The organism is Brasilonema angustatum (assembly GCF_059505445.1).
In genome coordinates, this window is record NZ_JCACKO010000068.1 from 1 (window position 1) to 25,351 (window position 25,351).

Consider the following 25,351-nt stretch of genomic DNA (forward strand, 5'->3'; position numbering starts at 1 on the left):
CAGGGAACAGGGAACAGGGAACAGGGAACAGGGAACAGGGAACAGGGAACAGGGAGGGGAATTCCGTGGAATTGCGTTAAAAATCGCTCAAATTCCCTTACCGCTCATAAATTTCAAGAGGTAGATTATCTGGATCTTTAAAAAAAGTAAATTTCTTACCAGTTATTTCATCTATCCTAATATCTTCCGCCTCTACCCCTTTCAATTCTAAATAACTAACCATTTGCTCGATATCATCAACCTCAAAAGCCAGATGCCTTAAACCACATGCCTCTGGATTACTGCTTCTTTCTGGAGGATTAGGGAAAGAAAATAACTCTATTTGATGATTTTCTCCTACCTTTAAATCTAATTTATAAGAATTTCTCTGAGCACGGTACGTTTCATTAATAATAGGGAAACCTAAAATTTCTGTATAAAACTTCTTAGAGCGATCGTAATCAGAACAAATAACAGCTATATGATGAATCCTTGTAATTCTCATTCTCTCTGTCTCCCTGTGTCCCTGTCTCCCTCTATCCCTCTCTCTCTGCGTCCTCTGCGCCCACCGCATCCACACCGCAAATTCGCTCTGGTGCGGTTCATTTATCATTAAGGCAGGCTTTTGCCTGCCCGACAAACTAAGAATCCTGCAAAATAGTCTTAGACACAATTCTAGTTTTCTTGCGATCGCTCTCCGATAACTCTTCACCAGCTTGTAGGCGAGTGGCAGAAGTTTGCAAGACCGTTGCTGCACTATTATCGCCCATTTGCAGGGCAGTTTTGGCAGCAGTTTGCAACATTGTTGCTGCACCAGCGCGATCGCCCTGTTGCAATTTTGCTTCTGCTAGTTGTGTTTGCCGATATTTGGCTAACGCTAAAATATGTTGCTGCACTTGAGGAGTGGCAGAAGGTTGGTAGCCTTGTACCACATTCGCTTCAACTGGGATGTTTTCTGAAAGTAATCCTGTTTTATTTTGGGCTGGATCATCGTAGCGGACTTGCAACCTGGCGATCGTCTGTCTACCTTGTGGCAAATGTCCCAAGTAAATATTAGCCAAAATGACCCGTTCCACATCTTTCATCAAATCTCCCAAGCGCACAGCAAAACGTCCATCAGCTTCTGGCTGCACTGGCAATTCTATTGTGTCTGGGGAAACTTGGGCAATAGGTTTTAGTTCTGCAAACCGTACATTAGGTACCAGAGAAAATAGTAAATAAGCATTCGTCAATCCTACTGTTTGAATACGGTTGAAAAGGCGACTAAACTCATCGATTGCTTGATCTGGTTGCTGAATGTAAGATAAAGTCCCACTAGCAGCATCAGCGATTTTTTCCAGAACATCCTGGTTCCAATTATCGCCAAATCCTAAAGTGTTCAAAGTTAAGTTATAGCTAGCAGCCAACTGTGCAAATTTCAGACAGCGGTTATTGTCACCGTGTTCATTTTCACCGTCAGTTAAAAGAAAAAGTTGAGAAATTGTTTCTTTTTTTCCTTTAGCTAATTCCTCAATACCTAAGCGTAAACCTTCATCAATAGCAGTTCCACCATCAGCAGAAAGGCGATTAATTTGTTGTTTAATTCGCTCTGGATTTTCAATAATTTGATTAGGGACTAAAACGTTTCCACGGTGGTCAAAAACAACAATGCTGAGGCGATCCCCTGGATTAAGTCTGTCAACAAGACGAATCGCTGCTTTTTTGACAGTTTCTAAAGGTCGCCCATTCATGGAACCACTATGGTCGAGAACTAGGCATAAATTCAGTGGGACATTGCGATCCAGATCTTGTGCGATCGCAGAAATGGAAATTGCCAACTGACGTTGACTGTTGGTTTGACTGGCATCTAAGTTGCCATCATTGAGAGCAGGCTGTAAGTTAACCTTCATAACCCCCCAAGATTCCTAAACTGGCCATACATATTTATAAATAACTTCAAAGTACAGTATTAGCACTTCGGAAAACTTATCCAACAAAAACTTTAAATAATCTTCCCAAGAAACTGGGCTAGGAAATAAGCTAATAAAATACTTTTTGTACTTTCCTTTATACCCTAACTTCTTTGGAACCTTATACCCTAGAGAGAAATCCACACCTCCAAGCGAGCAAGCATAGCGCTAGGATGTACTACAGTTAATGGTATGAATTTAGGCAACAGTTGCTATGGAAAATTCCATCATCAAGGCTGTGCAAGCGGCTTACGGCGGCGACAGCTTCTACCGAACACCGCCGCCAGATTTACCTTCTCTAATGTTAAAAGAACGTATCATATACTTGGGCTTGCCCTTGGTTTCACCAGATGAGTATAAGCAGCAACTGGGAGTAGACGTAACAGAACTTATTATTGCTCAGCTTCTGTATCTACAGTATGAAGATCCAGATAAGCCCATTTCTATCTACATCAACTCCACGGGCACTTCTTGGTACACTGGTGATGCCATAGGATCTGAAACAGAAGCTTTTGCCATCTGTGATACCATTAAATACATTAAGCCACCAGTCAATACGATCTGTCTGGGTTTCGCTATGGGTACAGCGGCGATGATTCTCTCTTCTGGAACGGAGGGACACCGTGCTAGTTTACCGAATGCGTCGATTGTTCTGCATCAAGCGAAACGTGGTACTGGCTACGCTCAAGCGACAGACATTCAAATCCAAGCACAAGAAGTGCTAAAAAATAAGCAAATGATCCTGGATATTCTCTCACAGAATACAGGGCAGCCTAGGGAGAGAATTGCCAAAGATTTAGATCGCAAATTGTACATGACACCCCAACAAGCCAAAGAATACGGCTTGATTGACCGGGTTCTAGAAAGTACCAAAGAACTTCCTCAAGCATTGGCTGCTGCTGTTCCTCGTTAAATCTTATTATTCGTTAAAAACAAGAGAATCTTATGCCGATTGGTATTCCTAGAGTCCCTTTTCGCTTTCCTGGGGAACCTTATACCCAGTGGATTAATCTTTACGAACGCCTTGCTCTGGAACGCATCATTTTCCTGAGTGGAGAAGTGAGCGACGGTATGGCTAATGGCATCATTGCCAGACTACTCTACATGGATTCCGAAGACCCAAGCAAGGATATTAGTATCTACATCAACTCCCCTGGAGGTTCGGTGACAGCAGGTCTTGCCATTTATGACACTATGATGCACATTAAAGCAAATGTGGTCACAATTTGTGTCGGGATGGCAGCTTCAATGGGTTCGTTCCTGCTAGCAGCTGGCACCAAAGGCAAACGTTTGGCTTTGCCTAACACGCGAATTCTGATTCACCAACCTCTAGGCGGTGCTCAAGGTCAAGCCACCGATATTGAGATTGAAGCTAGGGAGATTCTGAGAATGCGCCAGCAACTTAATGAAATGCTAGCGAATCGCACAGGTCAATCCATAGAAAAAATTCAAAAAGACACAGACCGTGATTTTTGGATGTCTGCTCAAGAAGCAAAGGAATACGGTTTGATTGACCGTGTGATTGAAGAACGTTAGTCGTAAAGCCAGATGAGGAGGCAGAGCGCCATGAGCCGGTTCCTCGACTCATGGCGGCTGCTGTGGGGATGACGAAGATAAGCGAGAAAAATCTTCTCCACTCCCCCTTCTAGGCATGGCAGGGTGTGATTTCATTTTAGATTTTAGATTTTAGATTTTGGATTGAGTTCACGGTGAAATCCGCTTTCTTGGGAATTTTGGATTTTGGATTAGTTGGACAGATGAATCTGGGGGCTTGTACCCTGTGCTGAATTATCGGTCAAAAAACTGTGAAATACGAACTTTAAATTAGAATTGAAGTCTTTATGATTTAAACTTTAGGCATTAAGCTGATAGCCGACACTCGCCATTGTTAATAACTCAAGATGGATCTTGAAGATTGCTACCGTTTATTAGGTTTAAGGTCAGGAGCTTCTTTCGCCGACATCAAAGCGTCTTACCGCCGATTGGCGCAACAGTATCATCCTGATATCAATCCAGATGACACAAAAGCTAAAGAAAAATTTATTGCCGTGACTGAGGCGTACAAGCTGCTGTTGCAGAAAATTCCGCAACAAGAGACAGCACAGCCTTATAATCACTCACCAGTCGTCGAACATCAGCCAACACGAACAACGCGTCCTCAAACAGCAACGAAGGAAAAGATAAAAGAAAAAGTAAAGCCGCCTAGTTTTTCAGAAATAGAACAGCGGTTGAAGTGGAGGACTTACGAGCAGTTACAGCAGTTTTTGAAAGAAAAACGCTTCCCACAAGCAATATCTTTAGCGGAAGCCTTAGCACAACGTTTACCAGAAGATGCAGAAGTGCGTCAGTGGCAAGCTATTTCTTATCAAATTTGGGGGCGATCGCTGATTGCAGAAAAACAGCCTCTCAAAGCAAGAATTTACCTCAAAAAAGCCCTTAAAACAGACCCTTATAATAAGTCTTTATGGAATGAGGTACAGCGTGATTTTCAGATGTTAGAAAATATGTTTTGAGGTTTTTTAATGATTGTTCGTATACTAGTTTTTTGATCAAGTTGTTAGCTAGGGAAAGATAATCACCCTAGCGATTTATATTCTATTTTTATGTCTAAGATTACCGTTACCGTTAAATTGTTTGCTGCTTATCAAGAAGCTTATGGAGTTCCAGAACTGGTACTGGAATTTCCTGAGGATACACCAGTTGCTATAGTGCGCGATCGCCTGCTGGGCGAACATCCTGAACTAACTCAATTGCGGGATGTTACCCGCTTTGGGGTGAATTTGCAATTTGTTGAACCAGATAGCATCTTGCAAGATGGTGATGAGGTAGTGTTAATTCCGCCAGTAAGTGGCGGGTAAGGAACTCTACTCCCAACTATAATTAGCAACTTTGCCTACAAACAAAATTCTTCCCATAATATTCGCGACAAGGGTAAAACCATCGTTGACTGAGTCCAAGGCACGTCCGATAATTTTTTTGTTATGTGGTGGAGTTTGTACCTGAATAACTGCAAGGTCTTCTTTAAATAACAAAGTATTTACATATTCGGGCTTCTGTGCTGTTACCTGTTCATAATTTTCTGGGTTCTCTTGCTCATGTTGGGTTTGGGATAATGTAGAAAAAAGCTTACCTGTTTGCTCAAGCTGACCTACAAGTTGACTGACTAAAGCTTGACTATCTTCATCAAGGTTCGCTAGATTCGACTCATTAATGATAACTTCTGGCTTAGAATCTCCTATCAGGTTAAAAAGTTTTTTATCCTCTTTTTTTTCTTCGGCTTGCTGGCAGTTTGTAGACGGTACTCCCAAGACTTCTATTTCAAGATTGATAGGCACTTTTAACATCATATAAACATTAAGTTTGCGTTTTTGCGTGGAATCGGGGAGTGTAGACATAAGTTGTAAAAAATTCTAAAGCTTGTGTACTTAAAAATTTGGAATAATAAAGCAGGTGATCAGGAAACTGATCACCTTTTTCTAGGTAGTTAAAACACTTCCTAGAACAAACAATGCAAAACCAATAATCACGACTCAACGTCAAGTAATTGACTATTAAGGATATGATTCGGATTGGATCTTTGAAGCAGGCAATTGCTGTTTGCTATATCCATTTTGAGGAACACAAACTGGTGGAGTTGCCCTTACTTCTGATTCAAGGTAGATATCTGGTTCGAGATGGACACGTACTTTCTCCTTCACAGGCTCAACAGCTTTAATTGCCACTGTAGGTTCGATGAAGATTGGAACGTTCAGTTTAATGGGAACAGTAAACTCGCAGGCGTTAGGGTAGTATTCGGGGTTGTATGTAGACATAAATTGTAGTCCTTATTTATTGACCTAAAACGAATTGTGTGAGTTGATAATTGGGGTTATGACTGTTGCAAAATTATGCAGGAGGCAGCTGCTGTTTGTTATATCCATTTTGAGCAATACAAACAGGTGCAGCGGCTGCTACTTCTGGTCTAAGGTAGATATCTGGTTCGAGATGGACACGTACTTTCTCCTTCACAGGCTCAACAGCTTTAATTGCCACTGTAGGTTCGATGAAGATTGGAACGTTCAGTTTAATGGGAACAGTAAACTCGCAGGCGTTAGGGTAGTATTCGGGGTTGTATGTAGACATAAATTGTAGTCCTTATTTATTGACCTAAAACGAATTGTGTGAGTTGATAATTGGGGTTATGACTGTTGCAAAATTATGCAGGAGGCAGCTGCTGTTTGTTATATCCATTTTGAGCAATACAAACAGGTGCAGCGGCTGCTACTTCTGGTCTAAGGTAGATATCTGGTTCGAGATGGACACGTACTTTCTCCTTCACAGGCTCAACAGCTTTAATTGCCACTGTAGGTTCGATGAAGATTGGAACGTTCAGTTTAATGGGAACAGTAAACTCGCAGGCGTTAGGGTAGTATTCGGGGTTGTATGTAGACATAAATTGTAGTCCTTATTTATTGACCTAAAACGAATTGTGTGAGTTGATAATTGGGGTTATGACTGTTGCAAAATTATGCAGGAGGCAGCTGCTGTTTGTTATATCCATTTTGAGCAATACAAACAGGTGCAGCGGCTGCTACTTCTGGTCTAAGGTAGATATCTGGTTCGAGATGGACACGTACTTTCTCCTTCACAGGCTCAACAGCTTTAATTGCCACTGTAGGTTCGATGAAGATTGGAACGTTCAGTTTAATGGGAACAGTAAACTCGCAGGCGTTAGGGTAGTGTTCGGGGTTGTATGTAGACATAAATTGATCATTACTCCTTAAAGAATGGATTATTTGCTAATCCTTTGATTGTTTCCTTATACAAATAATATCCTTGAAAATTTGGATTGCTAATTAACTATTTTTTGGTATCAAGACAAGTGCTAATTAATTATTTTTAGATACTCAGAAATTTTGCTATTTCCAGAAACTATCGTTTTTTAGTCCGGATAAATGCTGAATTTGAAAAACTTATATAAAAAAGCAGGAGTAAGCGATCGCTTACTCCTGCTTTCTATTCACCACTTGTTAACTTTACAAATTTAATGCTTGGTAATTAAGGTAATTTAACTTGCGAATTGCAATGCAACAGAACATAGGCTAAATAGTAATTGCATAGCTTTTACTAACACCTAGGTTATGTCTTTTATCTCATTAGAACAACAGAAGAATTCTAGCTAAAATGCCAGTCACGCGAGAGATAACATTGAGAAAGGCAACTTCATCATTTAGATTGTCAATCTGCGTTTGTAGATTATCGCAGCCCTCTTTAAGGTCATCTTCAAGTTCATTTAGTGATCGGGCAATCCTTGTCAGAATGACATTCTCCAACTTGACTCTTTGAACTACAATTGCCCGTCGTTCCCTGAAAAATTTTTCTGCTTTAACTGAATCCCGCTTTTTAACATTTTCCCAGAAAAGCTGAACGCTACTTGAATTCAGTTCTAGTTCTTGCTTTTCTAGTTGCTCAAGACGTTCATGTCTAATTTGCTCAAGATTATCAATATCAAGTAACATATCTATCCTCCTATGAATTTTTAACTTGTTCAACGATTGTGATAAATGATTCAATATCAGTCAAAAGAGTATTGAAGCGCTCGCGGTTGAGCTTACCTTCTACAAAATCCTTAAATAATTCCCTAAAGTTTCCTGCAGATTTACTTGCATCTTCAAGTTCAGAGACAGTAGTATTCATAGTCAAGATGGCTCTTCTTTTAGCAATCCAATTATCTGTATCAGGTATGGGTTTTTCTTCAACTAGAGGTCTAATAACTTGGCGTAACTCTCGTGATTCTATTGTAAGACTGACATCTTGCTTAATTGAATTACCAAGCGCATCTAGTAATACTTGTTGAGTTTGAAATTCGCGATCAATAATATCTTTACGCTTTTCAAGTTCTTCCCTAAGCGCACCTCGGATTTGTGAACTAATAACTAAACCCCCTACAGATTTAATGACATTTGTATTAGGAACAAGAGCGCTACCACGAAGTTGAGTACCGATTTTATTCAGGTTCCCTACAACACCCTCAATTTCCTGCTGAGCTTTCTGAGGTGCATTAGATCTCGCAAGCTCATCTATAAGAGTGAAATATTGTATAAGAAGCCGATTATGTTTACGGAGATTTTCTAGTATTTCAAGTCTTTCAACATCAAGTTTAGATAACTCGTTGTAGCGTTCAGGTGTTTGATTACTTAGTCTGTCATCTTTCAGTAGCTGCTCGGAAGTTTCGTCGATTCTAATTTTACCAGCAGTTGTTAATAACTTGTCCATAGCCGTAGTGTATGTATTTCCAGCTTTTGCTAATCTTTGATATTCTGTACTGGAACGACAGCCACTTATGAATGAAGCTAAGACTGCTACCATTAGTATGGTTGATCTAGTTTTTTTTATCATATATATCCTCTCTAATCACACCAGCTAATATTAGAGATCATCTCCTTTTGATGCATGAATTTTTCCAGATAAAATAGTTTGCTAATCTTTTGTATTTTCCTAATATCAATAGTATTGTTATGGTTTGTCTTTGTTAATTAAGTATTTTTCGATTTTTCTAGAAAACCTAATTATTTTTAGATATTTCGAATATTTTTTTATCCATCAGTTGTAGTGTCTTCTGATATGAGAAATGTATGAATGTCGAAAACTTTGACAAATAAGTAAGAGTGAGCGATCACTTCGCTCACTGCTACTTTCTATTCACAACTTAATAAATCTACAAATTTCGTGCTTGATAATTGAGGAAATACAGGAACGTAACCTAAACAAGCCTCGTGGTAACAAAATATAAGACTTATTTAACTAGCAATACCTTCTAATAGTTGTAGTCCTTTGTTATGAGTGACTTTAGAACGCTGTGCTTCTCTCCAAGCATGGGGAGTATTTTTATGGTGATAGCGAAACTGAGAGTAGAAATGATTGATATTTTGATAGCCTACTTGTAAAGCAATCTGATTAACGGAGTCGTTAGTTGATAAAAGTAAAGTGCATGCTTGGGCTATCCGACGCTCAATAATCCAATCATTGACGGTTTTTCCAGTTAGGCGTCGCACTAAGTCCGTTAAGTAAGCTGACGAATAACCAACTGCTTGAGCGACTTCTTTTAGGCTAATACTTTGATGATAATTCAATTCAATAAACTCGAAGACCTCACGCAGTCGGGGAATAGATGGAAATATAAACTGAGGAGTATTTGATCTTTTACTTGACTCAGTTGTAGAGAATTTCTCTTGTACTAGCTGAACACGAACAAGATTATTTTCTGTGCCAATCACCTCAAACCCTGCTGTCTCCAAGCATTTTACTAAGAGGTTTTTAGTTTCCGGATTCTCATCTATCAGTAAAAGATTAGTCATTTTTTATCCTAGTATTTAATAGAGTTTTCACGTGATAAGATTGCATCACCTGTAACTCCTTGTATCTGAAGTTATAATGTTAAGAAGAAATTATTAAGTGAGCAGTCTAATTTTTGTCACGAGTTATGTATCAGCAAAGTACTTAACGCTTTGCTTGAACTGTCGCAACACGCTAGATCTAAGTGTGTTATTACATACTTATACGGCGTGTTTTCAATCCTTATGGATTTGAAAAAATGCGATGTGCTTTTTAGGAATTGAAAGTTGCTACCCTTACAGCCATTGGTAAGTAGCCATCTAGCTTGAGGACAACCAACTTTGTGATTGGTAGTACCAAAAAAGATTATTTCATCCCCACTTTTTATATAGATGTGAGTATCAACGACTTATGCACTTAGCTTCATCCCCATGAGCCTTTAGGCGTCAATACCCTAGTACTGCAAGGCGTTCGTCAAAACTCAAAAGGCTGATTCTGTGGGCTTTTCGTTGATTTTGAATGGTGAACCAGCGCGAATGACGGCTTTCCCGACCTATGCGACTGGTGTTAGCGTAGCGCTGGACTCACCCTAAGGCGTGGCATCAGCCATAGGGTAGGTTTATTTCCGCCGCGTTGTACTAGTGATTGCCTTGCTGAGTTTTGAATCAGGACTTGCTGAATTCTTCTTCAATAACTATCTTTTACAGGACTTACGCAAAAATAACGTAGTTGCACCCGTTGCGACGTAAGGAAGCAATTTCACAATCTTGTTCTTTGGTAACTCTTGGGTAAGTCTTAGTTCCATGAAACCCGACAAAAAAAGTCGGGTATGTTTGACGAGGATTTTTGCTCGTGGTAACATCAATCCAATGTTGACGGACACCCAGGGAAGACTCATGACACAGGCGACAACCACCAACACCCAAAGCACCACAGCCACTTTTAAATCCTTGAAGTGTAAAGAATGTGGTGAGGAGTATGAACTCAAGGCTCTTCATGTATGTGAGTTCTGCTTTGGTCCATTGGAAGTAACCTACGACTACAGCGCCCTACGCTCCACAGTCACCCGTGAAACAATTCAGGCGGGACCAAACTCCATCTGGCGCTATCGTAAGTTTTTGCCTGTGGCTACTGACAACCCCATTGATGTGGGAACTGGTATGACTCCGTTGGTTCGTTCCCATCGCTTGGCACGTCGCCTTGGTTTAAATAAGCTTTATATCAAGAATGATGCCGTCAACATGCCCACCCTCAGCTTCAAAGATCGGGTGGTATCAGTTGCGCTCACCCGCGCACGGGAGTTAGGTTTCACGACAGTTTCTTGCGCTAGCACTGGTAACCTAGCAAATTCTACTGCTGCGATCGCGGCACACGCTGGTTTAGACTGTTGCGTGTTCATTCCTGCTGATTTAGAAGCTGGAAAAATTTTAGGTAGCCTGATCTACAGTCCAACTCTCATGGCTGTTAAGGGCAATTACGACCAAGTCAACCGCCTCTGTTCTGAAGTGGCTAATACACATGGTTGGGGTTTTGTCAATATAAACTTGCGTCCCTATTACTCCGAAGGTTCTAAAACACTGGGCTTTGAAGTAGCAGAACAACTGGGCTGGGAGCTACCTGACCACATTGTCGCACCTTTAGCATCTGGTTCTTTATACACGAAAATCTACAAAGGCTTCCAAGAATTTGTTGAAGTTGGTTTGGTGGAAGCAAAGCATGTCAGGTTCAGCGGCGCACAAGCACAAGGGTGTTCACCGATCGCCCAAGCATATAAGGAAGAACGCGACTTTATCAAGCCAGTCAAACCCAATACCATTGCCAAGTCTCTTGCAATTGGTAACCCAGCAGATGGTGTCTACGCTGTAGAACTAGCTAAGAAAACTGGTGGTCATATAGAATCAGTGACGGATACCGAAATTATCGAAGGCATTAAGCTCTTGGCAGAAACAGAAGGTATCTTTACAGAAACCGCTGGTGGAACAACTGTTGCTGTGCTGAAAAAGTTGGCAGAAGCTGGTAAGATTAACCCAGATGAAACCACCGTGGTATATATTACCGGAAACGGCTTGAAAACCCAAGAAGCGGTACAAGGTTACATTGGCGAACCTCTAACAATCGAGGCAAAACTTGATAGCTTTGAACGAGCGCTAGAGCGTTCCCAGACACTGGATCGCCTAGAATGGCAGCAAGTTTTGGTTTAATCATTAAATTATGAGTCATTTGTTCAAAGTTCTAAACTGATCACAAATGACAACTCTTAACTCACGACTCTCCGAATTTATGACTGTAAAAGTTTTAGTTCCTACTGCTCTGCAAAAATTCACCAATAACCAAGCCACCTTAGAATGTAAAGGTGACACGATCGCACAACTGTTTGACTCTTTAGAAGAAAACTGTCCTGGTATCAAGTCGCGCTTATGCGACGAAGCTGGACAACCACGGCGGTTTTTGAATCTGTACGTCAATAGTGAAGATATCCGGTTTTTGGAAGGAAAAGATACACCATTGAATGATGGTGATGAAGTCAGCATTGTCCCAGCAGTGGCTGGAGGCTAGTACAATTCAAAATTCAAAATGTGCTGCGCACCGCTGCGCACCGCTGCGCTAACAAAATTTAAAATTTAAAAGTCAAAATTCAAAAATTTATTTTGAATAAATGATTTTGGAATTTGAATTGGTTTGTGCTTTAGGAGCATGGCTTTGGTTACCAGAAAATGCCATCGCTATTGGGAGGCGTGGCTGTGTCAAAATGAAAGTGACTTAACCACGCTTGTGATCTCTCATAGCAAGACAAAGGATAGACCTGAGCAATGGCAGAAGAAACAAATCACAATGAAGCTGGGGAAGTTGCTCCCAGCACTGTAGATAAGCAGGCCCCCAGTGTCGCTGAAGAACACGCTCCCAGTACAGACTCACCCGAAGCGACAGATATTCCTTCTGCAAATGCGCCTGAACCTGCATCGGCGAACTCAGAAGCGAATCCCAATGCAGGAAAAACAACGAGTGCTGCACCCAAACGCGAAAAGCCAGCAGAACCAGCTAAAGCCGAAGCAGAAGATAAGCCACCAGCTAAAGCAGAAGCCGGAGACAAACCAGCTAAAGGTGAAGCCAAAGACAAACCAGCTAAAGGTGAAGCCAAAGACAAACCAGCCGAAGCAGCCGAAGCCGGAGATAAACCAGCTAAAGAAGCCGGAGATAAACCAGCAAAAGGTGAAGCCGGAGAAAAGCCAGCCGCCAAGGCAAAAAAAGAGAAAGCACCAGCTGTTGAGGATAAGCCATTTGGAGAGTTTATCCAGCAAGATTACTTACCAGCTGTGCAAAAGGCGATCGCCAAAGAAGGAGTGCAAGATTTAGCGCTGAATTTTGCCAAGCAAAAAATTTCCATCGTTGGTTTTGACAAGTCTGAAGAATGCTGGCAAATAATCGGCACCTGGCAGAACGGTTCGCGTCAATTTAACTTGTATTTTACACAAGAAGATATTCAAGGGAAAAAGGCTTTTTCCTGCAATGAAGGTAAAAAGCCCAGTACTCTTGAGTCATTCCTAATTGATGAACGCAAAGTCACTCTTGACTTACTAGTTTATGGACTCATGCAGCGCTTGAACGGTCAAAAGTGGCTGGGGAGAAATTAATTTAGTTCGTCAAAATGGTAGGTAACGGCTCCAGTATCGGGGTCGTTGTCTATCTTTACATAACCTGACTTCAACATTTCTCTGAAAACAGCTTCCACCTCGGCAAAAGTAGCACCCGTTTCCATAACTGCTTGAGTAACGGTGAGTTGTCCACCCCTTTTTTCCGCAGCTTTCAGCAATTCCATTGTTAGTTTTTCCTGAGGAGAGCGGTAAACTTGGGTAGCAACAGCTGGCTGATTCAAAGGAACACCCAATGGTGATAAACCTGCTTTTGCTCTGAGTCTCATTTGCTGTTCATCTACCATGTTAGGGATAATGAACAAGTCTACAAACTGTCCGATACCAAGCACACCACCAGTTAACAGCCACAATATACCCGTCCCGATCTTGCCATTGTATAAACGGTGCAGTCCGCCCAAGCCAACAAACCAGGCTGCACTCAAGATGTAGGAGACAAGAAGACGTTCTTGATTGTCTTTACTATTATTATTATTGTTTTCTGCTTTCATCTTGTTTTTATCCCCTCTAATGTACTCTTGTTCCCTAATTACAATTTTCCTACTTTATTTTTTTCATATCAGGATGGGCTGCCAGAGTTGTTTGAGTTTTCATATCACCACAACTGAGCAAAGCAAGCGCGTTACAAGCGACGAATGCAATTGGATAGTTCTCATTCTTAAAATTAGTAGAAAATTTACTGATTTGAATGTTAAATAAACTACATAAAAAATAATGCTGGCATATATTTACAGTATGACTGGTTTCTGCAGACCTTACTTCACCCAGTGGATTCATTCAACTGGATGATTTGAGTTCGCATGAGCTTCTATTACAAGCTACACATCCTCAATTAAGGATTTCCCAAAAAATTGAAGTGTTGTTGCAACTCTTAACGTATGAAGTGTCTGTTGTCGCCCTACACCTTGGTACACTTAACTAAACGAATATAATACTGTCGTCATACTGTGCCTTGTGAGTCCAGTCCTACAGGCGGTGAGGCAGCATAAAGGGAGGATTTCCCTTGTGCCGGCTCTGGCAAACCCGTAAGGGTAAAAGTATTACTGTTGACTTTTGCAGGCACTCAAGATAACAAGACACTCATGGCAATCAAGACATGGTAGATTCCCTCAAAAAACCAGGCTTTGAAGAAATGCGGTCCGGGATTAAAATCCCAGCCAAAGAAACCCTACTGACACCCCGATTCTACACGACCGACTTTGATGAGATGGCAAAAATGGACATCTCACCAAATGAAGATGAGTTGAAAGCCATTCTGGAAGAGTTTCGTTGTGACTACAACCGTCATCACTTTGTTCGGGATGCCGAGTTTGAACAATCCTGGGATCATATTGACGGGGAAACTCGCCGATTGTTCGTCGAATTTCTAGAGCGTTCCTGTACGGCAGAGTTTTCTGGCTTCTTGCTGTACAAAGAACTTGGTCGTCGCTTAAAGGACAAGAGTCCTGTTTTGGCGGAATGTTTCAACCTCATGTCTCGCGATGAAGCGCGTCATGCTGGCTTCTTGAACAAAGCGCTGTCGGACTTCAATTTGGCGCTAGATTTAGGGTTTTTAACCAAGAGCCGTAATTACACCTTCTTTAAACCAAAATTCATCTTCTACGCGACTTATCTCTCGGAAAAAATTGGTTATTGGCGGTATATCACAATTTATCGCCACTTAGAAGCACATCCAGAAGACCGGGTTTATCCGATTTTCCGCTGGTTTGAAAACTGGTGTCAGGATGAAAACCGCCACGGGGATTTCTTTGATGCGATCATGAGATCCCAGCCGCAAATGTTAAATGATTGGAAGGCGCGGTTGTGGAGTCGGTTCTTCCTACTGTCTGTGTTTGCGACGATGTACCTTAACGACGTCCAGCGCAAAGACTTCTATGCATCAATTGGTTTAGATGCACGAGACTATGACATCTACGTGATTGAAAAGACCAATGAAACTGCAGGAAGAGTGTTCCCAGTCATACTGGATGTTGAGCATCCTGAGTTTTATCAGCGGTTGGAAGTTTGTGTGAAGAATAATGAGAAGTTGACGGCGATCGCTTCCTCAAAGACTCCCAAATTCCTGCAATTCTTCCAAAAGCTGCCTTATTACATCTCCAACGCTTGGCAGATTTCGCGATTGTACTTCCTTAAACCAATTGACGCTACTAAAATCCAAGCAACTGTTCACTAAGTTGTAAGCTTTTGCTAAAACTTAAGTGGTTCTGTATTATACAGAGCCACTTTTTTTTATGAATTACAGAGGCGCAAAACAATGAGAAGGCTGTTATCAGCTTTATGCTTTGGAGTGGGTGTGAATTTGTTTGTGATGACTGCTCCTGTTTTGTGTGATACACCTTCAAAAAATGCCCAGGATTTAGATATAAGTCCAGAAATTATTAAAAATAGTCCAGTTTTGCAACGTTGGCGGCGTCAAGTACCTAACGTGTTGGAAGATATCAAGAATGACCCTAGTTTTTCTACAAAGATACGAGTGGGGTCTTCTTACTTTTCTTCTGAGAAAGCATTTGGGGTGAATATTGGTGTGGAGGACGTGTTTATTGGTCGTACTAGTCTAACAGTCAGTGGTGAGTATGAAGCGGTGTTCAATGGTCAACGCCTGGTTTATGGTGCAGATTTGCATTATTATCTGCGTCCTTTGGGTAGCTACATCAATATTACACCTGTGGTAGGCTATCGCCATCTGGAAATTAACAGCTACTCCACAGATGGAGTGAATCTTGGTGCGAAACTGTTGCTGGTGTTGTCTCGCGGTGGTGCAGGAGATATTTCTTTAACCCAAAGTTGGGTTGGTTTGGGTACTGGAGAAGAAGTTGGTTTAACAACAATATCAGTCGGTTATGCTCTTACCCCAAGTATCCGTATATCAACAGATATCGAACAGCAAAATAGTAAACAAAATAAAGAGACTCGTTTAGGTATAGTTTTTGAATGGATGCCCTAAAATAGGCTTGTTTATATCATCTGTTTTATTTATCTAGTGGTATCGATTTATAAATCCAGCAACTTTCGCTTTGTGTAACCCGTAACTCTCATTCCATTTACAACTACGACAATGAAACCTAATTTTGTTGAGTGATTCCCACTCGATAAAGGATAGTTGTTTAGTGCTGCAGACAGGACAAACATCGTATGAAGCAATTAAAACAAGCTTAGAAACCACTGCAATTAAATCGTCAGGATCAAATGGCTTTACTAATCTTGTGCAGAATCCTGCATTGAAAGCAAGAGCGCCTGCTTCTTCAGAGGCGTGTGCTGTCAAAGCGATTGCAGGAATCTGGCTAACCGTGACAGCAAGGTTTCTAACTTTTTGAATCAGCGAATACCCATCCTCACCAGGCATGGCAATATCGCTAATCAGAATATTCGGCTTGAACCGCGTAATTGCTTCAAGGGCTTCACTGGCTGATGTAACCGGAATCACTTGAACGTTGTACTCTTCAAAAATAACCTTTATCAAATCAAGATTATCAATATCATCATCTACTACCAGCACCCGCAACCCATCTAATAATTGTGGAGTATCCATATGCGTGAACTCTAGCCTGAATGTACTTGCTTATGTTGGGAACCGTAACTTTACCTATAATTCCCTTATAGTTTCATAAGCTTTTATTAATTTTAGTGATTTTTTTTATTATTTTGTATGAGATTGACTCAATTTATCTATCGACAGGATGATGAATATATAAAGAGGAAAAAACTTAAGATTTTCTTAAGGTTTTAAAGATCAAGACAATTTGAAGTTGGGGTATAAAATTCTAAATTCACAATTGTGAGCCTTTAACTAGCGCAAGAAACCCTGTTCCCTATTCCCTATTCCCTGTACAATTATGATCACCAATCTTTCATTAAGGGGTGTTAAGCCATGCCAATGGCGGTTGGAGTCATTGAAACTCAAGGTTTTCCGGCTGTGCTGGCTGCAGCAGACGCAATGGTAAAGGCTGCTGCAGTTACCATTGTTTATTATGGGCTAGCGGAAAGCGCTCGCATGTTAGTTGCTGTTCGGGGACACACAGCTGAGGTAGAAAGAGCAGTTGAAGCTGGTATTGAAGCTGGTAATACCCAATCTAACGGTGGTACGGTCATTACCCACTACATTGTTCCTAATCCCCCAGAAAATGTAGAAAGTATTCTGCCAATTCATTTCACTCAAAAATCAGAACCATTCCGAATAATGTGAATTAAGGACCTAATTAAGTAGAATCACCAAATTAAACATAAAATGCGTGGTGTTAGAAACCCGGTTTATTCAAGAAACCGGGTTTCTAGATTTTACGTTTTTTTGTGTTGACCTAATGATCATTCCACCGCAGCTTCTAACATCCGAATCGTCCCAGCGTCAGCATCGATTTCGACTTCTAAACCAATAGGTAATGTGAGCATATTTTCGATACCATGACCAATCATCGCACCATACCAAGCAGGAATGCCGAGTGGTTGAATGTGATCCCACACAACTTCTTCTAAGGTGAGAGAACCGTAGTCAGCGTCTGGCGAACAATCGGAACATTGTCCAAACACAAAACCTGCAAGTTTGTTAAATAAACCCGCAATTTTCAAGTGAGTGATCATGCGATCGATGCGGTAAATATTTTCGTGAGTATCTTCTAAAAATAGAATCGCACCACTCAAATCGGGTAAGTAAGGAGAACCTACAATGGCGGATAAAACTGAAAGATTTCCGCCAATAAGCCGACCTTTTGCTTTACCAGAAGTAATAGTTTGTTTGCGATACTTCACTTGCATCAGACGATTAGAATCGTCACCATCTTTTTGATTTTGAAAAGTCACAGCTTCACCGCTAAATAAAACGCGGCGAAAATACTCTGTTTGGGTTGTTTTCCAAGAAGTTAATCCATTGGGACCGTGAAATGTTACCAAGTTAGTTTGAGCATTTAATCCGAGAATTAAAGTTGTGATGTCACTGAAACCAACTATAATTTTGGGATTTTTGCGAATGCGCTGGTAATCAAGATAAGGCAACATTCGGCTACATCCCCATCCACCGCGAACTGGTAAAATGGCGGCGATAGAGGAATCACTAAAAAACTGATTAATATCAGCAGCACGGTCTTTATCTTTACCTGCTAAATAGCCATATCGTTCAAGTAGATGAGGTGCGAGTCGCGGGACAAGTCCCAATCCCTTGACTGCATCTATGACAATATTAAGTTCTTCACGAACAAATACCGCACTAGCAGGAGCGACAATACCCACAATAGATCCTGCCTGCAAACGCTTGGGTTTCAATAGTGGTTTACCTGCTGCTTTTGCCAACTGAAAGGGAAAGGCAAATACTGAAGGGGTAGCAGCTAAATTTAAAAGAAAGTTACGGCGGTTAATCATAAAAAGTTTTTTTACACTCAGAGTAAGTCCCATTAAACCACCATGTAACAGTAGGTGCAAATACAAACCTCTCTCGGTACTTGGATATCTATTGAGAAAGATAAATTCACGCCTGAAAAACTTGTTCTGCAGTTAACACCATTTCAGGAAAAGTTCGCGACACAATGGTGTCATTTGCGCGAAATGCAGTAGACTGATATACTCTGTTTTCATCAAGTAAGTAAACAAATACTGTTGGTACTTTAGGATTTCCCAGATAATTACGACTACCCAACGCTAAATAATCCACAATCCAGTATTCAGGAATACCCAAACGCTGATACTCATCCAGCTTGTCAATATAATCGTCCTCCCAATTAGTAGAAATCACTTCTACTGCTATTTGCAAAGGTTCAAACAACGCTGAGTAAGCAGCGCGATTAGCTGACCAAATTGTTTTATCTACTACACTAACATCTGGCTGACGACCCTGTTCTTTACCTTCAGCCGTCTGTGTTCTAATCATAATTCTGCCTGAAACTCTGTAATTTCTTTCCAGACGTTTCACTTCATTATTAAGAGTGTCGGTAATAAAATCTGCAATATCATCATGTTGTCGGGTAGCTAATATTCTCACAATCTCTCCATTCACCAGTTCGTATCGACCATCTGCATCTGGTAACTGTTCAATAAACTGCTCAAAAGTCAGCTTTTGATTTGTGGTGACTGATGCTCTAGCCATGAGGAACTCCGTTATTTATCGGCTTTTTAATATTTACTCAAAATGAATTCTTATATAGACTTAGTCAAATCATGTACGTTGAGTCAAGCAGTTTGAGACTCTCTTTGTGAGTAAATATAGTCACAATATAATGCCCATGTAGCTCCAAATAAACCTGTTATGGAACCAGAAATTGCTGCTAAAACACCCCATCCAAGTGGTCCAGTCCAACTGGTGATTTCTTTTAGTATTGCAGTACTTGCTTTACCAACAACATAAGCTGTTCCTGTTGCTGCTACTGTAACTAAACCTAACTCTACCAACATTTCTAACAGTCCCTGACTGGATAAATCTTCTTCAAAATAGATTTTCCAGACACGGGTGTACATTATGATATCAGATGCAGTTAATATAAGTTGCTTGGGAAGTTCTACGCCAGGAGTTGGTGCAGCTGTAGCACAACCACTACCAACAGCGTAGGTTGCAACTGCTAAAACAGCTTCTAATCTTTTTTTGCCCAAATTACTCACAATCTTAACTCCTGTATTTTAGAGAGTAGTGTTTGGTTGCTTTGCAAAATTAACTCTTAATTGATTTCCGATACTTAAATTTAAATACTTTTTTAATTTATTTAATTAACTTTACTTGTATTAAAAAATCGGTAGATATAGCAATTCTAAATCATTTGTAAAATTCTCTTTTCTCTTTTTTCTCTCTTTTCTTGGCGACGCCAGTCGCACGCCAGGTGCTACAACGGGGGGAACCCCCGCAACGCACTGGCTCCTCAAGTCGGGGAACCCGCCCACGGCGCTGGCTCCTCTTGGCGTCTTGGCGGTTGATAAATTTTACAACTCAAGTAGGACTGCTATATAACGAAGGCTTCCAGATTATACATTGTACTGAATATGTTTGTAGCTATGTCAACATTGAAAAATGTATTTGTGTTGACCGATGAAAGAGAATATTACTGATAGCAGTTGTCATCTGAAAATCTCTTTCAAATAGGGGATTTGGTCATACTATCAGGTGATGTTGCCTAAAGATTTGGAGCGATATCTTAAAGATATAAATACTTAATTAACATTTGAGACTAGAACTATGAAAAAGATTATTACGGCGAGTCTAGTCGTTTTAGCCACTACTGCTGGATTTTTACTTAACAATCAAGCAGTTCAAGCTCACTCTCGCGGTTACTATCACTTTCGCCCATATGGATACTATCCGTATTTTGGACGTCCAATAAATTCTTGCTATCCTGCCACTCAGTGGCTTGTTGACGAAGATCCTGCGTATCATCCTCAAGCTTATGCTGATGGCTACCGTCAAGGAAAACAGAGTGCAACAAGAGGAAACAACTACAAGCCGCGTACTGCTGGTGGGGAATTTAGTCGTGGTTTTGATGACGGTTATTATGGAAAGAAATTTGCTGGTCAAAAACAAGTTGTTCCTAACGAATATAAGCCATATACTACGTCAGAATGTGGTTGGTATTAATGGTATCCAAGCTTGAAGAAACCCGGTTTCTCAGAAACCGGGTTTTGTAAGTCATCTAAATTATGATCAATGGAAGCGGTTACTGCACCACTTCTACGATCCATTTCCCACGGTTGAGCATTTTCAAGGGATATTGCAGTATCACTGCAGTGAACAGTTGGTTATTATTTTGGAGCAAAAGAGTCTTTTCCTGCTCCACACACAGGACATACCCAGTCATCTGGTATGTCTTCAAACGCTGTCCCCGGTTCTATTCCACCATCTGGATCGCCTTTTTCTGGATCATATACGTAATTGCAGACAGAACATACATAGTTTTCCATCTTTCTCTCTCTCTAAATTAAGGATCTTCGTCTCAACATTATATACACATTGAATTCAATTCATAATTCGTAATGAATTGACTAATTAGAAGTTACGAATTCTCAATGACGAATTGTTAATAAAGAGTCGTCAAAGGCGTACCTAACCATCCGGCAAAGTTTTCTTTCTGTGTCGTTGAAGGATTTTTGACTGGTTTTATCTGATACTTACTGACACGAGGAGACGCCAGGGTGACAGGTAAGGTACGGAGTTCATCTTGATGGAAAATAGTGACTTGAATGATGTCTTTCGGTTGGTAATCTTTCAGGCGATCGCCTAACCCATTGGCTGCGATACGCAAACCATCAATAGCCAGCAACTCATCTCCTGGATCAATTCCTGCAAATTGTGCGGGTGAACCTGCGTCAACAAACTTAATCAGTTCCCGTCCATTGTCACTATTAACTTTAACTCCTAGATAAGGTTCTTCACCCTTTTCCTCTACCAGTTGCAAGCCAAATGGTTCCAGGTATTCGTTGAAAGGCAAATCTTCAGTCTTATCAATGTAGGAGTTGAAGAAATTAGTCAAATCTATACCAGCAATATACTCAATAACTGATTGCAATTGTTCTGAAGTATAACCAATTTCATCTGTGCCAAATTGATGCCACATTTTCAGCATGACATCATCTAGCGATCGCTGATTTCTAGATCGTGAACGAATCAGCAAATCTAGCAACAACGACACCATTTCCCCTTTTAAATAGTAGGAAATTTGACTATTACCGCTATTGGCATCTGGACGGTAAAGTTTTATCCATGCATCAAAACTTGATTCTGCCAGAGATTGTACTTTGCGTCCTGGAGTCGTTTCATGCCGAGCAATTTCCTTACTCAAATTATTCAAGAATGACTTTGCATCATAAATTCCTGCACGTAAGGGAATGAGCAAATCGTAGTAACTTGTTGTCCCTTCACAAAACCACAGTGACGATGTATAGTTTTCTTGGTCGTAATCAAAGACCTCTAGTGCTTTTGGACGAATCCGCTTAACATTCCACAAGTGAAAGAACTCGTGTGCGACTAATTGCAAGAAGCGTTCGTATTTGTCGCGATCGCGGAAACCTAACCGCTGATAAATGAGCGTGCAGGAGTTTTTATGCTCCAAACCACCATAAGCTTGAGCAAATAAATGCAGCAGAAACACATATCGTTGATATGGTAACCCACCAAACATCCGTGCTTCTACTTCAATAATTTTCTCAATGTCAGTAATCATCTGCTGCAATTGGAAATTGCCTTTACCCCAAATTGCTAGTTCATGGGATTTTCCCAATACTTCAAAGTGATGTAACTGATGGAGACCAATTTCAAAGGGACTATCTACAAGGGTGTCAAAATCTGAAGCACAAAAAGTGTTTGTCTTGTGTGGAACTGATGGTAATGCTGTAGTGACTTGCCACTCTCTGTGTGGCGGTACAACAGTGACTTGTATTGGTTGTCCTTCCCAAGCCAGTATTCTAAAAAACAGTGCTGCACCATTGAAATAGCCATGGCTAGAGTCCAAGTGATTTGTTCGCACTGATAGCTCATTTGCAAATATACGGTAATGTATAATAATTTCTGATACATCACTTGTTTCCACCTGCCAGTGATTTTTACTAATCTTGTGCCAGGACAAAGGCTTGTCATGAGCAAAAGCAGCAAAATCTTGTAAGTGCTTGGCATATTCCCGGACTAAGTAAGAGCCAGGAGTCCACACTGGCAATTTCAAATCTAAAGTCGGCAACGAGTAGTCTACCAGACGCAAACTCACTTCAAATAAGTGCGTTTCTGGTTTGGGCATTGTCACCTGGTAGTGAATTGCTGGTGCGGTTTCCTTGGTATAAATGTTAGTGCGAGGTGCAGTTGCTTCAGTCATCTTTGTTTATGAGTAAGAATTCTGAGTTATTAACTATTAGTTAATAGTTAAGAGTTAATGGTCAATAGTCAATAGTCGTAAGTTAAAAAACTTGCTTACTGCTGTTGCCTCAGCACTTAATACTTTTTATACTTTTTTTTAGTAGATTAACAACCTGAGATTGATGAAAAAAACCACCATGTTGCTATTGTCTATGTTTATTTAACATTCGTAACTGAGTGCGCAAAGTTTTGATTTCATCTTTTTTGGATTAGCTCATTATCTTAGGATTTTGACTTTAACGTCAATTCCTCAGCCGCTTCTCCAATGCTGAGTTTTACTTTGCTGGTGTTTTCTATATCAACTTACCTGATATAGACTATACCATTTTCCACAATAATGAAAGTATCCGAGATGCACAGATAAGTCAATAAACTTAGTTTACGAGAACTTCCGTGGAACACACAGGGGATCACCAACGGATTTAGAGAATTTTCAATGTAACACAAAGTAGCAATTAATGCCATAACTTGCTGCTTAGCACTTACTCTTTAAAGATTCAGCACTATTTTGTTAATATTTTTATCATTTGGTAACTAAGTATTTTTTTTATAAAGAAAAATAACAAAATGACAAATAATCAGAAGATTGTTTAGGAATTGGAAACAGGTAATTGTGAGTTTATAGTTCAGCAGCTAAAACCTACTAGACTATAAATTTCAAATCACTGAGCAATTACCAATTTCCTTTTCAGGATCACCTCAGTCTTGACTCCTCAAAGCTTGGGCTAACAGGTAAACTTTAGTCCATTCACCCATTGCTTGGTGCATTTTGAGTTTTAACTGGGAAGCTGTGTCTTCTATCGAATAACCTGCTTTACGCAACTCTAGGACTTGGCGCTGCATGGGGGTTAATTGTTCATGCAATTGTTGCCATTGCTTAAGTGTCAGCCCCAAGTTATGTTCTTTTAAGGAAATTGACAGCCAGCTATCTACCAATTCTGGTTTTCCTTTGAGGGCGAATACACGTACAGCATGGTAGCTAATTTTCTCTCTGAGTCGATAGACTTCCTTGATTGGTTTATTTAGTTTTTTGGCAATCTCATCTTGAGGCTTACCTTGGAGATAGAGTCGCAACCACTCAATAGCTTCTGGACCAAGATTTTCGTGTAAATAATCCTCAAATTCTTGCTGAACTGTTTTACGCAGTGCTTGTTGTTCTTCTATCTCTTGAGCTTCTTGATATTCAGCTACTGCCTGAGTATCAACCAAGTTGACTCGATTATCACTGTCATCAGTAAGAATTTCCTCAGAGACAAGCCTAACTAAGTCTTGAGTTGGTACTTGGGTTAAACCACCACGTTGAGTTCTTCTCAAGAAATTCACGAAACGATACGCCAATAGAGGTTGATTGCGTACTGGTCGCAAACAATATTCTTCTACACTGGCAAACAGTAGAGCGTTCTTGAGTCTATCATCAGTTGTCAATTCTGAAATAGAAACCATTTGTTGTTGTATGTAGCTATCGCTTTGCAGTAATTCTTGGATAACTTCTTGTAGTACATCCAGGACTGTCCGTTGGCGATCGCGACTCAAGGCAACCCAAGTTTGGATCTTATGACGTAACGTCACCAAACTCCCCAATCGAGTGATCAGGTTGCGGTAAGCACGTTCTCTTGCAAATCCTAAGTAACGCTGACGCAAAATCCTATAGCGGTACTCCATAGCTTGTTTGGCGATATCCAGTTCCTTAGAGTTGAGCACCTCAAACCGATCTAAGTCACTTCCCACAAGCCATTTGACTATACTTTCTCTGTTGGCAAAATTTTGTTCTGGACATTCGATATCCAGGCGCTTTCGCCAATATTGCGCCAGTTTTTCCGCCTCCAAAACCATAGTGAGATTGCGCTCCTCGAAACCCTGTTTTAAAGTCTGCATCACAACCCCCTTTTCTCGTCCCTCTTTACTTCTTGACTGGCAGCTGCACCCGATTTGATGATGTCCATGATGACATTTGATGTGTCTCCTCTGTTATTACGTTTTGACTCACTAAAGTTATGCAGGTAGTTTTAAATTTCGATGCATCCTCACAATCTAGAACTACGGTAAATCAAGCTTTCTGAGCTTTTCTCACGACTTTATCTAAAGTTAAATTTTTGTAAACTTAGGATTATGTTGTCTTGACTCAAAAAAACGATCTACCCAAAATGTATAAGGTTACAAGATATTTTGATCAGGGATCAGGAAAAACTAACATTTTGCACCTGATAATTTTGGCGAATTTCATCCACCTCTCCAGACGTTGTTTTACAATGTATGTTTCACTATTTAAAGTTTACTCTCCGCAGTCTTTGTGCTCTTTTTTATACTGGACATTACTTGTACTGTGTATTTATAACAACTCACGAGGACATCATTTGAATTTTCCAACATAAATGAACCCAGACATTGTCAGTTTGTATTGATGTTTAGAAGACTGACATAATTAATTTTGAAAAATGAGCACTTGTTTATTGGCAAAGAATAATGAGTAAAGAGTTGTCGTGAAAATGAACTTGATAAACCACTTGTCAATCAATTTTGGATTTAGGATTTTAGATTTTGGATTAACTCCACCCTAAAAGTGCTCTGGTTGGAGCGGAGCGAAACGAAGCCTAGATTTTGAAATTTACGATTTTGGATTAATTCCGTCAAAGATGGACGGGGCTTGTACC

29 protein-coding genes are annotated in these 25,351 nt (G+C 40.5%); 11 read left to right on the top strand and 18 right to left on the bottom strand.

Annotation, left to right across the window (positions count from 1 at the left end; translation table 11 throughout):
• Positions 1 to 97 precede the first annotated feature (97 nt).
• Both gloA2 and AC5JM2_RS13695 read right to left on the bottom strand, forming a co-directional pair.
• On the bottom strand, positions 98 to 484 hold the full coding sequence (gene gloA2, locus AC5JM2_RS13690; protein WP_495835423.1) for an SMU1112c/YaeR family gloxylase I-like metalloprotein: 387 nt from the start codon (positions 482 to 484) through the stop codon (positions 98 to 100).
• A gap of 136 nt (positions 485 to 620) precedes the next feature.
• A complete protein-coding gene (locus AC5JM2_RS13695) occupies positions 621 to 1,868 on the bottom strand; it encodes a vWA domain-containing protein (RefSeq protein ID WP_495835424.1) in 1,248 nt (415 codons plus the stop codon).
• Positions 1,869 to 2,142: 274 nt separating this feature from the next.
• Between AC5JM2_RS13695 and AC5JM2_RS13700 the strand changes: the two genes are divergently transcribed.
• From AC5JM2_RS13700 to AC5JM2_RS13715, 4 genes are all read left to right on the top strand, one after another.
• Entirely contained in the window at positions 2,143 to 2,841 is a 699-nt protein-coding gene (locus tag AC5JM2_RS13700) for an ATP-dependent Clp protease proteolytic subunit (protein ID WP_495835425.1), read from the top strand.
• 32 nt (positions 2,842 to 2,873) lie between these two features.
• Positions 2,874 to 3,464, top strand: a complete 591-nt coding sequence (locus AC5JM2_RS13705; RefSeq protein ID WP_495835426.1) for an ATP-dependent Clp protease proteolytic subunit — start codon at positions 2,874 to 2,876, stop codon at positions 3,462 to 3,464.
• Between the two features lie 365 nt (positions 3,465 to 3,829).
• Positions 3,830 to 4,441, top strand: a complete 612-nt coding sequence (locus AC5JM2_RS13710; RefSeq protein ID WP_495835427.1) for a J domain-containing protein — start codon at positions 3,830 to 3,832, stop codon at positions 4,439 to 4,441.
• Positions 4,442 to 4,531: 90 nt separating this feature from the next.
• The gene (locus AC5JM2_RS13715) at positions 4,532 to 4,786 is read left to right on the top strand and encodes a MoaD/ThiS family protein (RefSeq protein ID WP_495835428.1); all 255 of its coding nucleotides are present in this window, start codon (positions 4,532 to 4,534) and stop codon (positions 4,784 to 4,786) included.
• A gap of 6 nt (positions 4,787 to 4,792) precedes the next feature.
• On the opposite strand, the gene AC5JM2_RS13720 is transcribed toward AC5JM2_RS13715, so the two are convergent.
• From AC5JM2_RS13720 to AC5JM2_RS13755, 8 genes are all read right to left on the bottom strand, one after another.
• A complete protein-coding gene (locus AC5JM2_RS13720; protein WP_495835429.1) occupies positions 4,793 to 5,323 on the bottom strand; it encodes a hypothetical protein in 531 nt (176 codons plus the stop codon).
• Positions 5,324 to 5,479: 156 nt separating this feature from the next.
• On the bottom strand, positions 5,480 to 5,740 hold the full coding sequence (locus tag AC5JM2_RS13725; RefSeq protein ID WP_495835430.1) for a hypothetical protein: 261 nt from the start codon (positions 5,738 to 5,740) through the stop codon (positions 5,480 to 5,482).
• A gap of 73 nt (positions 5,741 to 5,813) precedes the next feature.
• A complete protein-coding gene (locus tag AC5JM2_RS13730) occupies positions 5,814 to 6,050 on the bottom strand; it encodes a hypothetical protein (protein ID WP_495835431.1) in 237 nt (78 codons plus the stop codon).
• Positions 6,051 to 6,123: 73 nt separating this feature from the next.
• Positions 6,124 to 6,360 (bottom strand): hypothetical protein, encoded by a 237-nt coding sequence (locus tag AC5JM2_RS13735; RefSeq protein WP_495835431.1) that lies wholly within the window; start codon positions 6,358 to 6,360, stop codon positions 6,124 to 6,126.
• A gap of 73 nt (positions 6,361 to 6,433) precedes the next feature.
• On the bottom strand, positions 6,434 to 6,670 hold the full coding sequence (locus AC5JM2_RS13740) for a hypothetical protein (RefSeq protein ID WP_495835432.1): 237 nt from the start codon (positions 6,668 to 6,670) through the stop codon (positions 6,434 to 6,436).
• 393 nt (positions 6,671 to 7,063) lie between these two features.
• Positions 7,064 to 7,426 carry a hypothetical protein gene (locus AC5JM2_RS13745; RefSeq protein WP_495835433.1) on the bottom strand — a complete coding sequence of 121 codons (363 nt, stop codon included), beginning with the start codon at positions 7,424 to 7,426 and terminating at the stop codon, positions 7,064 to 7,066.
• A gap of 10 nt (positions 7,427 to 7,436) precedes the next feature.
• Positions 7,437 to 8,276, bottom strand: a complete 840-nt coding sequence (locus AC5JM2_RS13750) for a hypothetical protein (RefSeq protein WP_495835434.1) — start codon at positions 8,274 to 8,276, stop codon at positions 7,437 to 7,439.
• Positions 8,277 to 8,707: 431 nt separating this feature from the next.
• On the bottom strand, positions 8,708 to 9,265 hold the full coding sequence (locus AC5JM2_RS13755) for a helix-turn-helix domain-containing protein (protein WP_495835435.1): 558 nt from the start codon (positions 9,263 to 9,265) through the stop codon (positions 8,708 to 8,710).
• A gap of 873 nt (positions 9,266 to 10,138) precedes the next feature.
• Between AC5JM2_RS13755 and thrC the strand changes: the two genes are divergently transcribed.
• The 3 genes from thrC to AC5JM2_RS13770 all read left to right on the top strand — a co-directional run bounded on the left by thrC (position 10,139) and on the right by AC5JM2_RS13770 (position 12,874).
• Complete coding sequence (thrC, locus tag AC5JM2_RS13760; RefSeq protein WP_495835445.1) at positions 10,139 to 11,443, top strand: threonine synthase; 1,305 nt, start codon at positions 10,139 to 10,141, stop codon at positions 11,441 to 11,443.
• A gap of 79 nt (positions 11,444 to 11,522) precedes the next feature.
• Positions 11,523 to 11,798, top strand: coding sequence for a MoaD/ThiS family protein (locus AC5JM2_RS13765; RefSeq protein ID WP_169265935.1), 276 nt, complete (start codon positions 11,523 to 11,525; stop codon positions 11,796 to 11,798).
• 374 nt (positions 11,799 to 12,172) lie between these two features.
• Positions 12,173 to 12,874 carry a DUF2996 domain-containing protein gene (locus tag AC5JM2_RS13770; protein WP_495835446.1) on the top strand — a complete coding sequence of 234 codons (702 nt, stop codon included), beginning with the start codon at positions 12,173 to 12,175 and terminating at the stop codon, positions 12,872 to 12,874.
• Here AC5JM2_RS13770 and AC5JM2_RS13775 read toward each other — a convergent pair.
• Positions 12,871 to 13,383, bottom strand: coding sequence for a TM2 domain-containing protein (locus AC5JM2_RS13775; protein WP_495835436.1), 513 nt, complete (start codon positions 13,381 to 13,383; stop codon positions 12,871 to 12,873). The genes AC5JM2_RS13770 and AC5JM2_RS13775 overlap by 4 nt on opposite strands.
• A 605-nt stretch (positions 13,384 to 13,988) precedes the next feature.
• On the opposite strand from AC5JM2_RS13775, the gene acsF reads away from it, so the two are divergent.
• Both acsF and AC5JM2_RS13785 read left to right on the top strand, forming a co-directional pair.
• Positions 13,989 to 15,065 carry a magnesium-protoporphyrin IX monomethyl ester (oxidative) cyclase gene (gene acsF, locus AC5JM2_RS13780; protein WP_495835437.1) on the top strand — a complete coding sequence of 359 codons (1,077 nt, stop codon included), beginning with the start codon at positions 13,989 to 13,991 and terminating at the stop codon, positions 15,063 to 15,065.
• A gap of 81 nt (positions 15,066 to 15,146) precedes the next feature.
• The gene (locus AC5JM2_RS13785) at positions 15,147 to 15,836 is read left to right on the top strand and encodes a hypothetical protein (RefSeq protein WP_495835438.1); all 690 of its coding nucleotides are present in this window, start codon (positions 15,147 to 15,149) and stop codon (positions 15,834 to 15,836) included.
• Positions 15,837 to 15,869: 33 nt separating this feature from the next.
• Here the strand turns inward: AC5JM2_RS13785 and AC5JM2_RS13790 are convergent, their stop codons facing one another.
• Positions 15,870 to 16,421 (bottom strand): response regulator, encoded by a 552-nt coding sequence (locus AC5JM2_RS13790; RefSeq protein WP_495835439.1) that lies wholly within the window; start codon positions 16,419 to 16,421, stop codon positions 15,870 to 15,872.
• Between the two features lie 339 nt (positions 16,422 to 16,760).
• Here AC5JM2_RS13790 and AC5JM2_RS13795 point away from each other — a divergent pair, with 339 nt between their 5' ends.
• On the top strand, positions 16,761 to 17,075 hold the full coding sequence (locus tag AC5JM2_RS13795; protein WP_495835440.1) for a BMC domain-containing protein: 315 nt from the start codon (positions 16,761 to 16,763) through the stop codon (positions 17,073 to 17,075).
• Positions 17,076 to 17,194: 119 nt separating this feature from the next.
• Here AC5JM2_RS13795 and AC5JM2_RS13800 read toward each other — a convergent pair whose 3' ends face one another.
• The 3 genes from AC5JM2_RS13800 to AC5JM2_RS13810 form a co-directional block, all read right to left on the bottom strand.
• Positions 17,195 to 18,241, bottom strand: coding sequence for a S66 peptidase family protein (locus AC5JM2_RS13800; protein ID WP_495835447.1), 1,047 nt, complete (start codon positions 18,239 to 18,241; stop codon positions 17,195 to 17,197).
• Positions 18,242 to 18,347: 106 nt separating this feature from the next.
• Positions 18,348 to 18,962, bottom strand: coding sequence for a Uma2 family endonuclease (locus AC5JM2_RS13805; protein WP_495835441.1), 615 nt, complete (start codon positions 18,960 to 18,962; stop codon positions 18,348 to 18,350).
• An 83-nt stretch (positions 18,963 to 19,045) separates the two neighbouring features.
• Complete coding sequence (locus AC5JM2_RS13810) at positions 19,046 to 19,471, bottom strand: hypothetical protein (protein ID WP_495835442.1); 426 nt, start codon at positions 19,469 to 19,471, stop codon at positions 19,046 to 19,048.
• Positions 19,472 to 20,039: 568 nt separating this feature from the next.
• On the opposite strand from AC5JM2_RS13810, the gene AC5JM2_RS13815 reads away from it, so the two are divergent.
• A complete protein-coding gene (locus AC5JM2_RS13815) occupies positions 20,040 to 20,435 on the top strand; it encodes a hypothetical protein (RefSeq protein ID WP_210620556.1) in 396 nt (131 codons plus the stop codon).
• 164 nt (positions 20,436 to 20,599) lie between these two features.
• Here the strand turns inward: AC5JM2_RS13815 and rd are convergent, their stop codons facing one another.
• From rd to AC5JM2_RS13830, 3 genes are all read right to left on the bottom strand, one after another.
• Complete coding sequence (gene rd, locus AC5JM2_RS13820) at positions 20,600 to 20,758, bottom strand: rubredoxin (RefSeq protein ID WP_169265944.1); 159 nt, start codon at positions 20,756 to 20,758, stop codon at positions 20,600 to 20,602.
• Positions 20,759 to 20,874: 116 nt separating this feature from the next.
• Positions 20,875 to 22,659 (bottom strand): M61 family metallopeptidase, encoded by a 1,785-nt coding sequence (locus AC5JM2_RS13825; protein WP_495835443.1) that lies wholly within the window; start codon positions 22,657 to 22,659, stop codon positions 20,875 to 20,877.
• A 740-nt stretch (positions 22,660 to 23,399) separates the two neighbouring features.
• The gene (locus AC5JM2_RS13830; RefSeq protein ID WP_495835444.1) at positions 23,400 to 24,575 is read right to left on the bottom strand and encodes a HetZ-related protein 2; all 1,176 of its coding nucleotides are present in this window, start codon (positions 24,573 to 24,575) and stop codon (positions 23,400 to 23,402) included.
• Between the last annotated feature and the right edge of the window lie 776 nt (positions 24,576 to 25,351).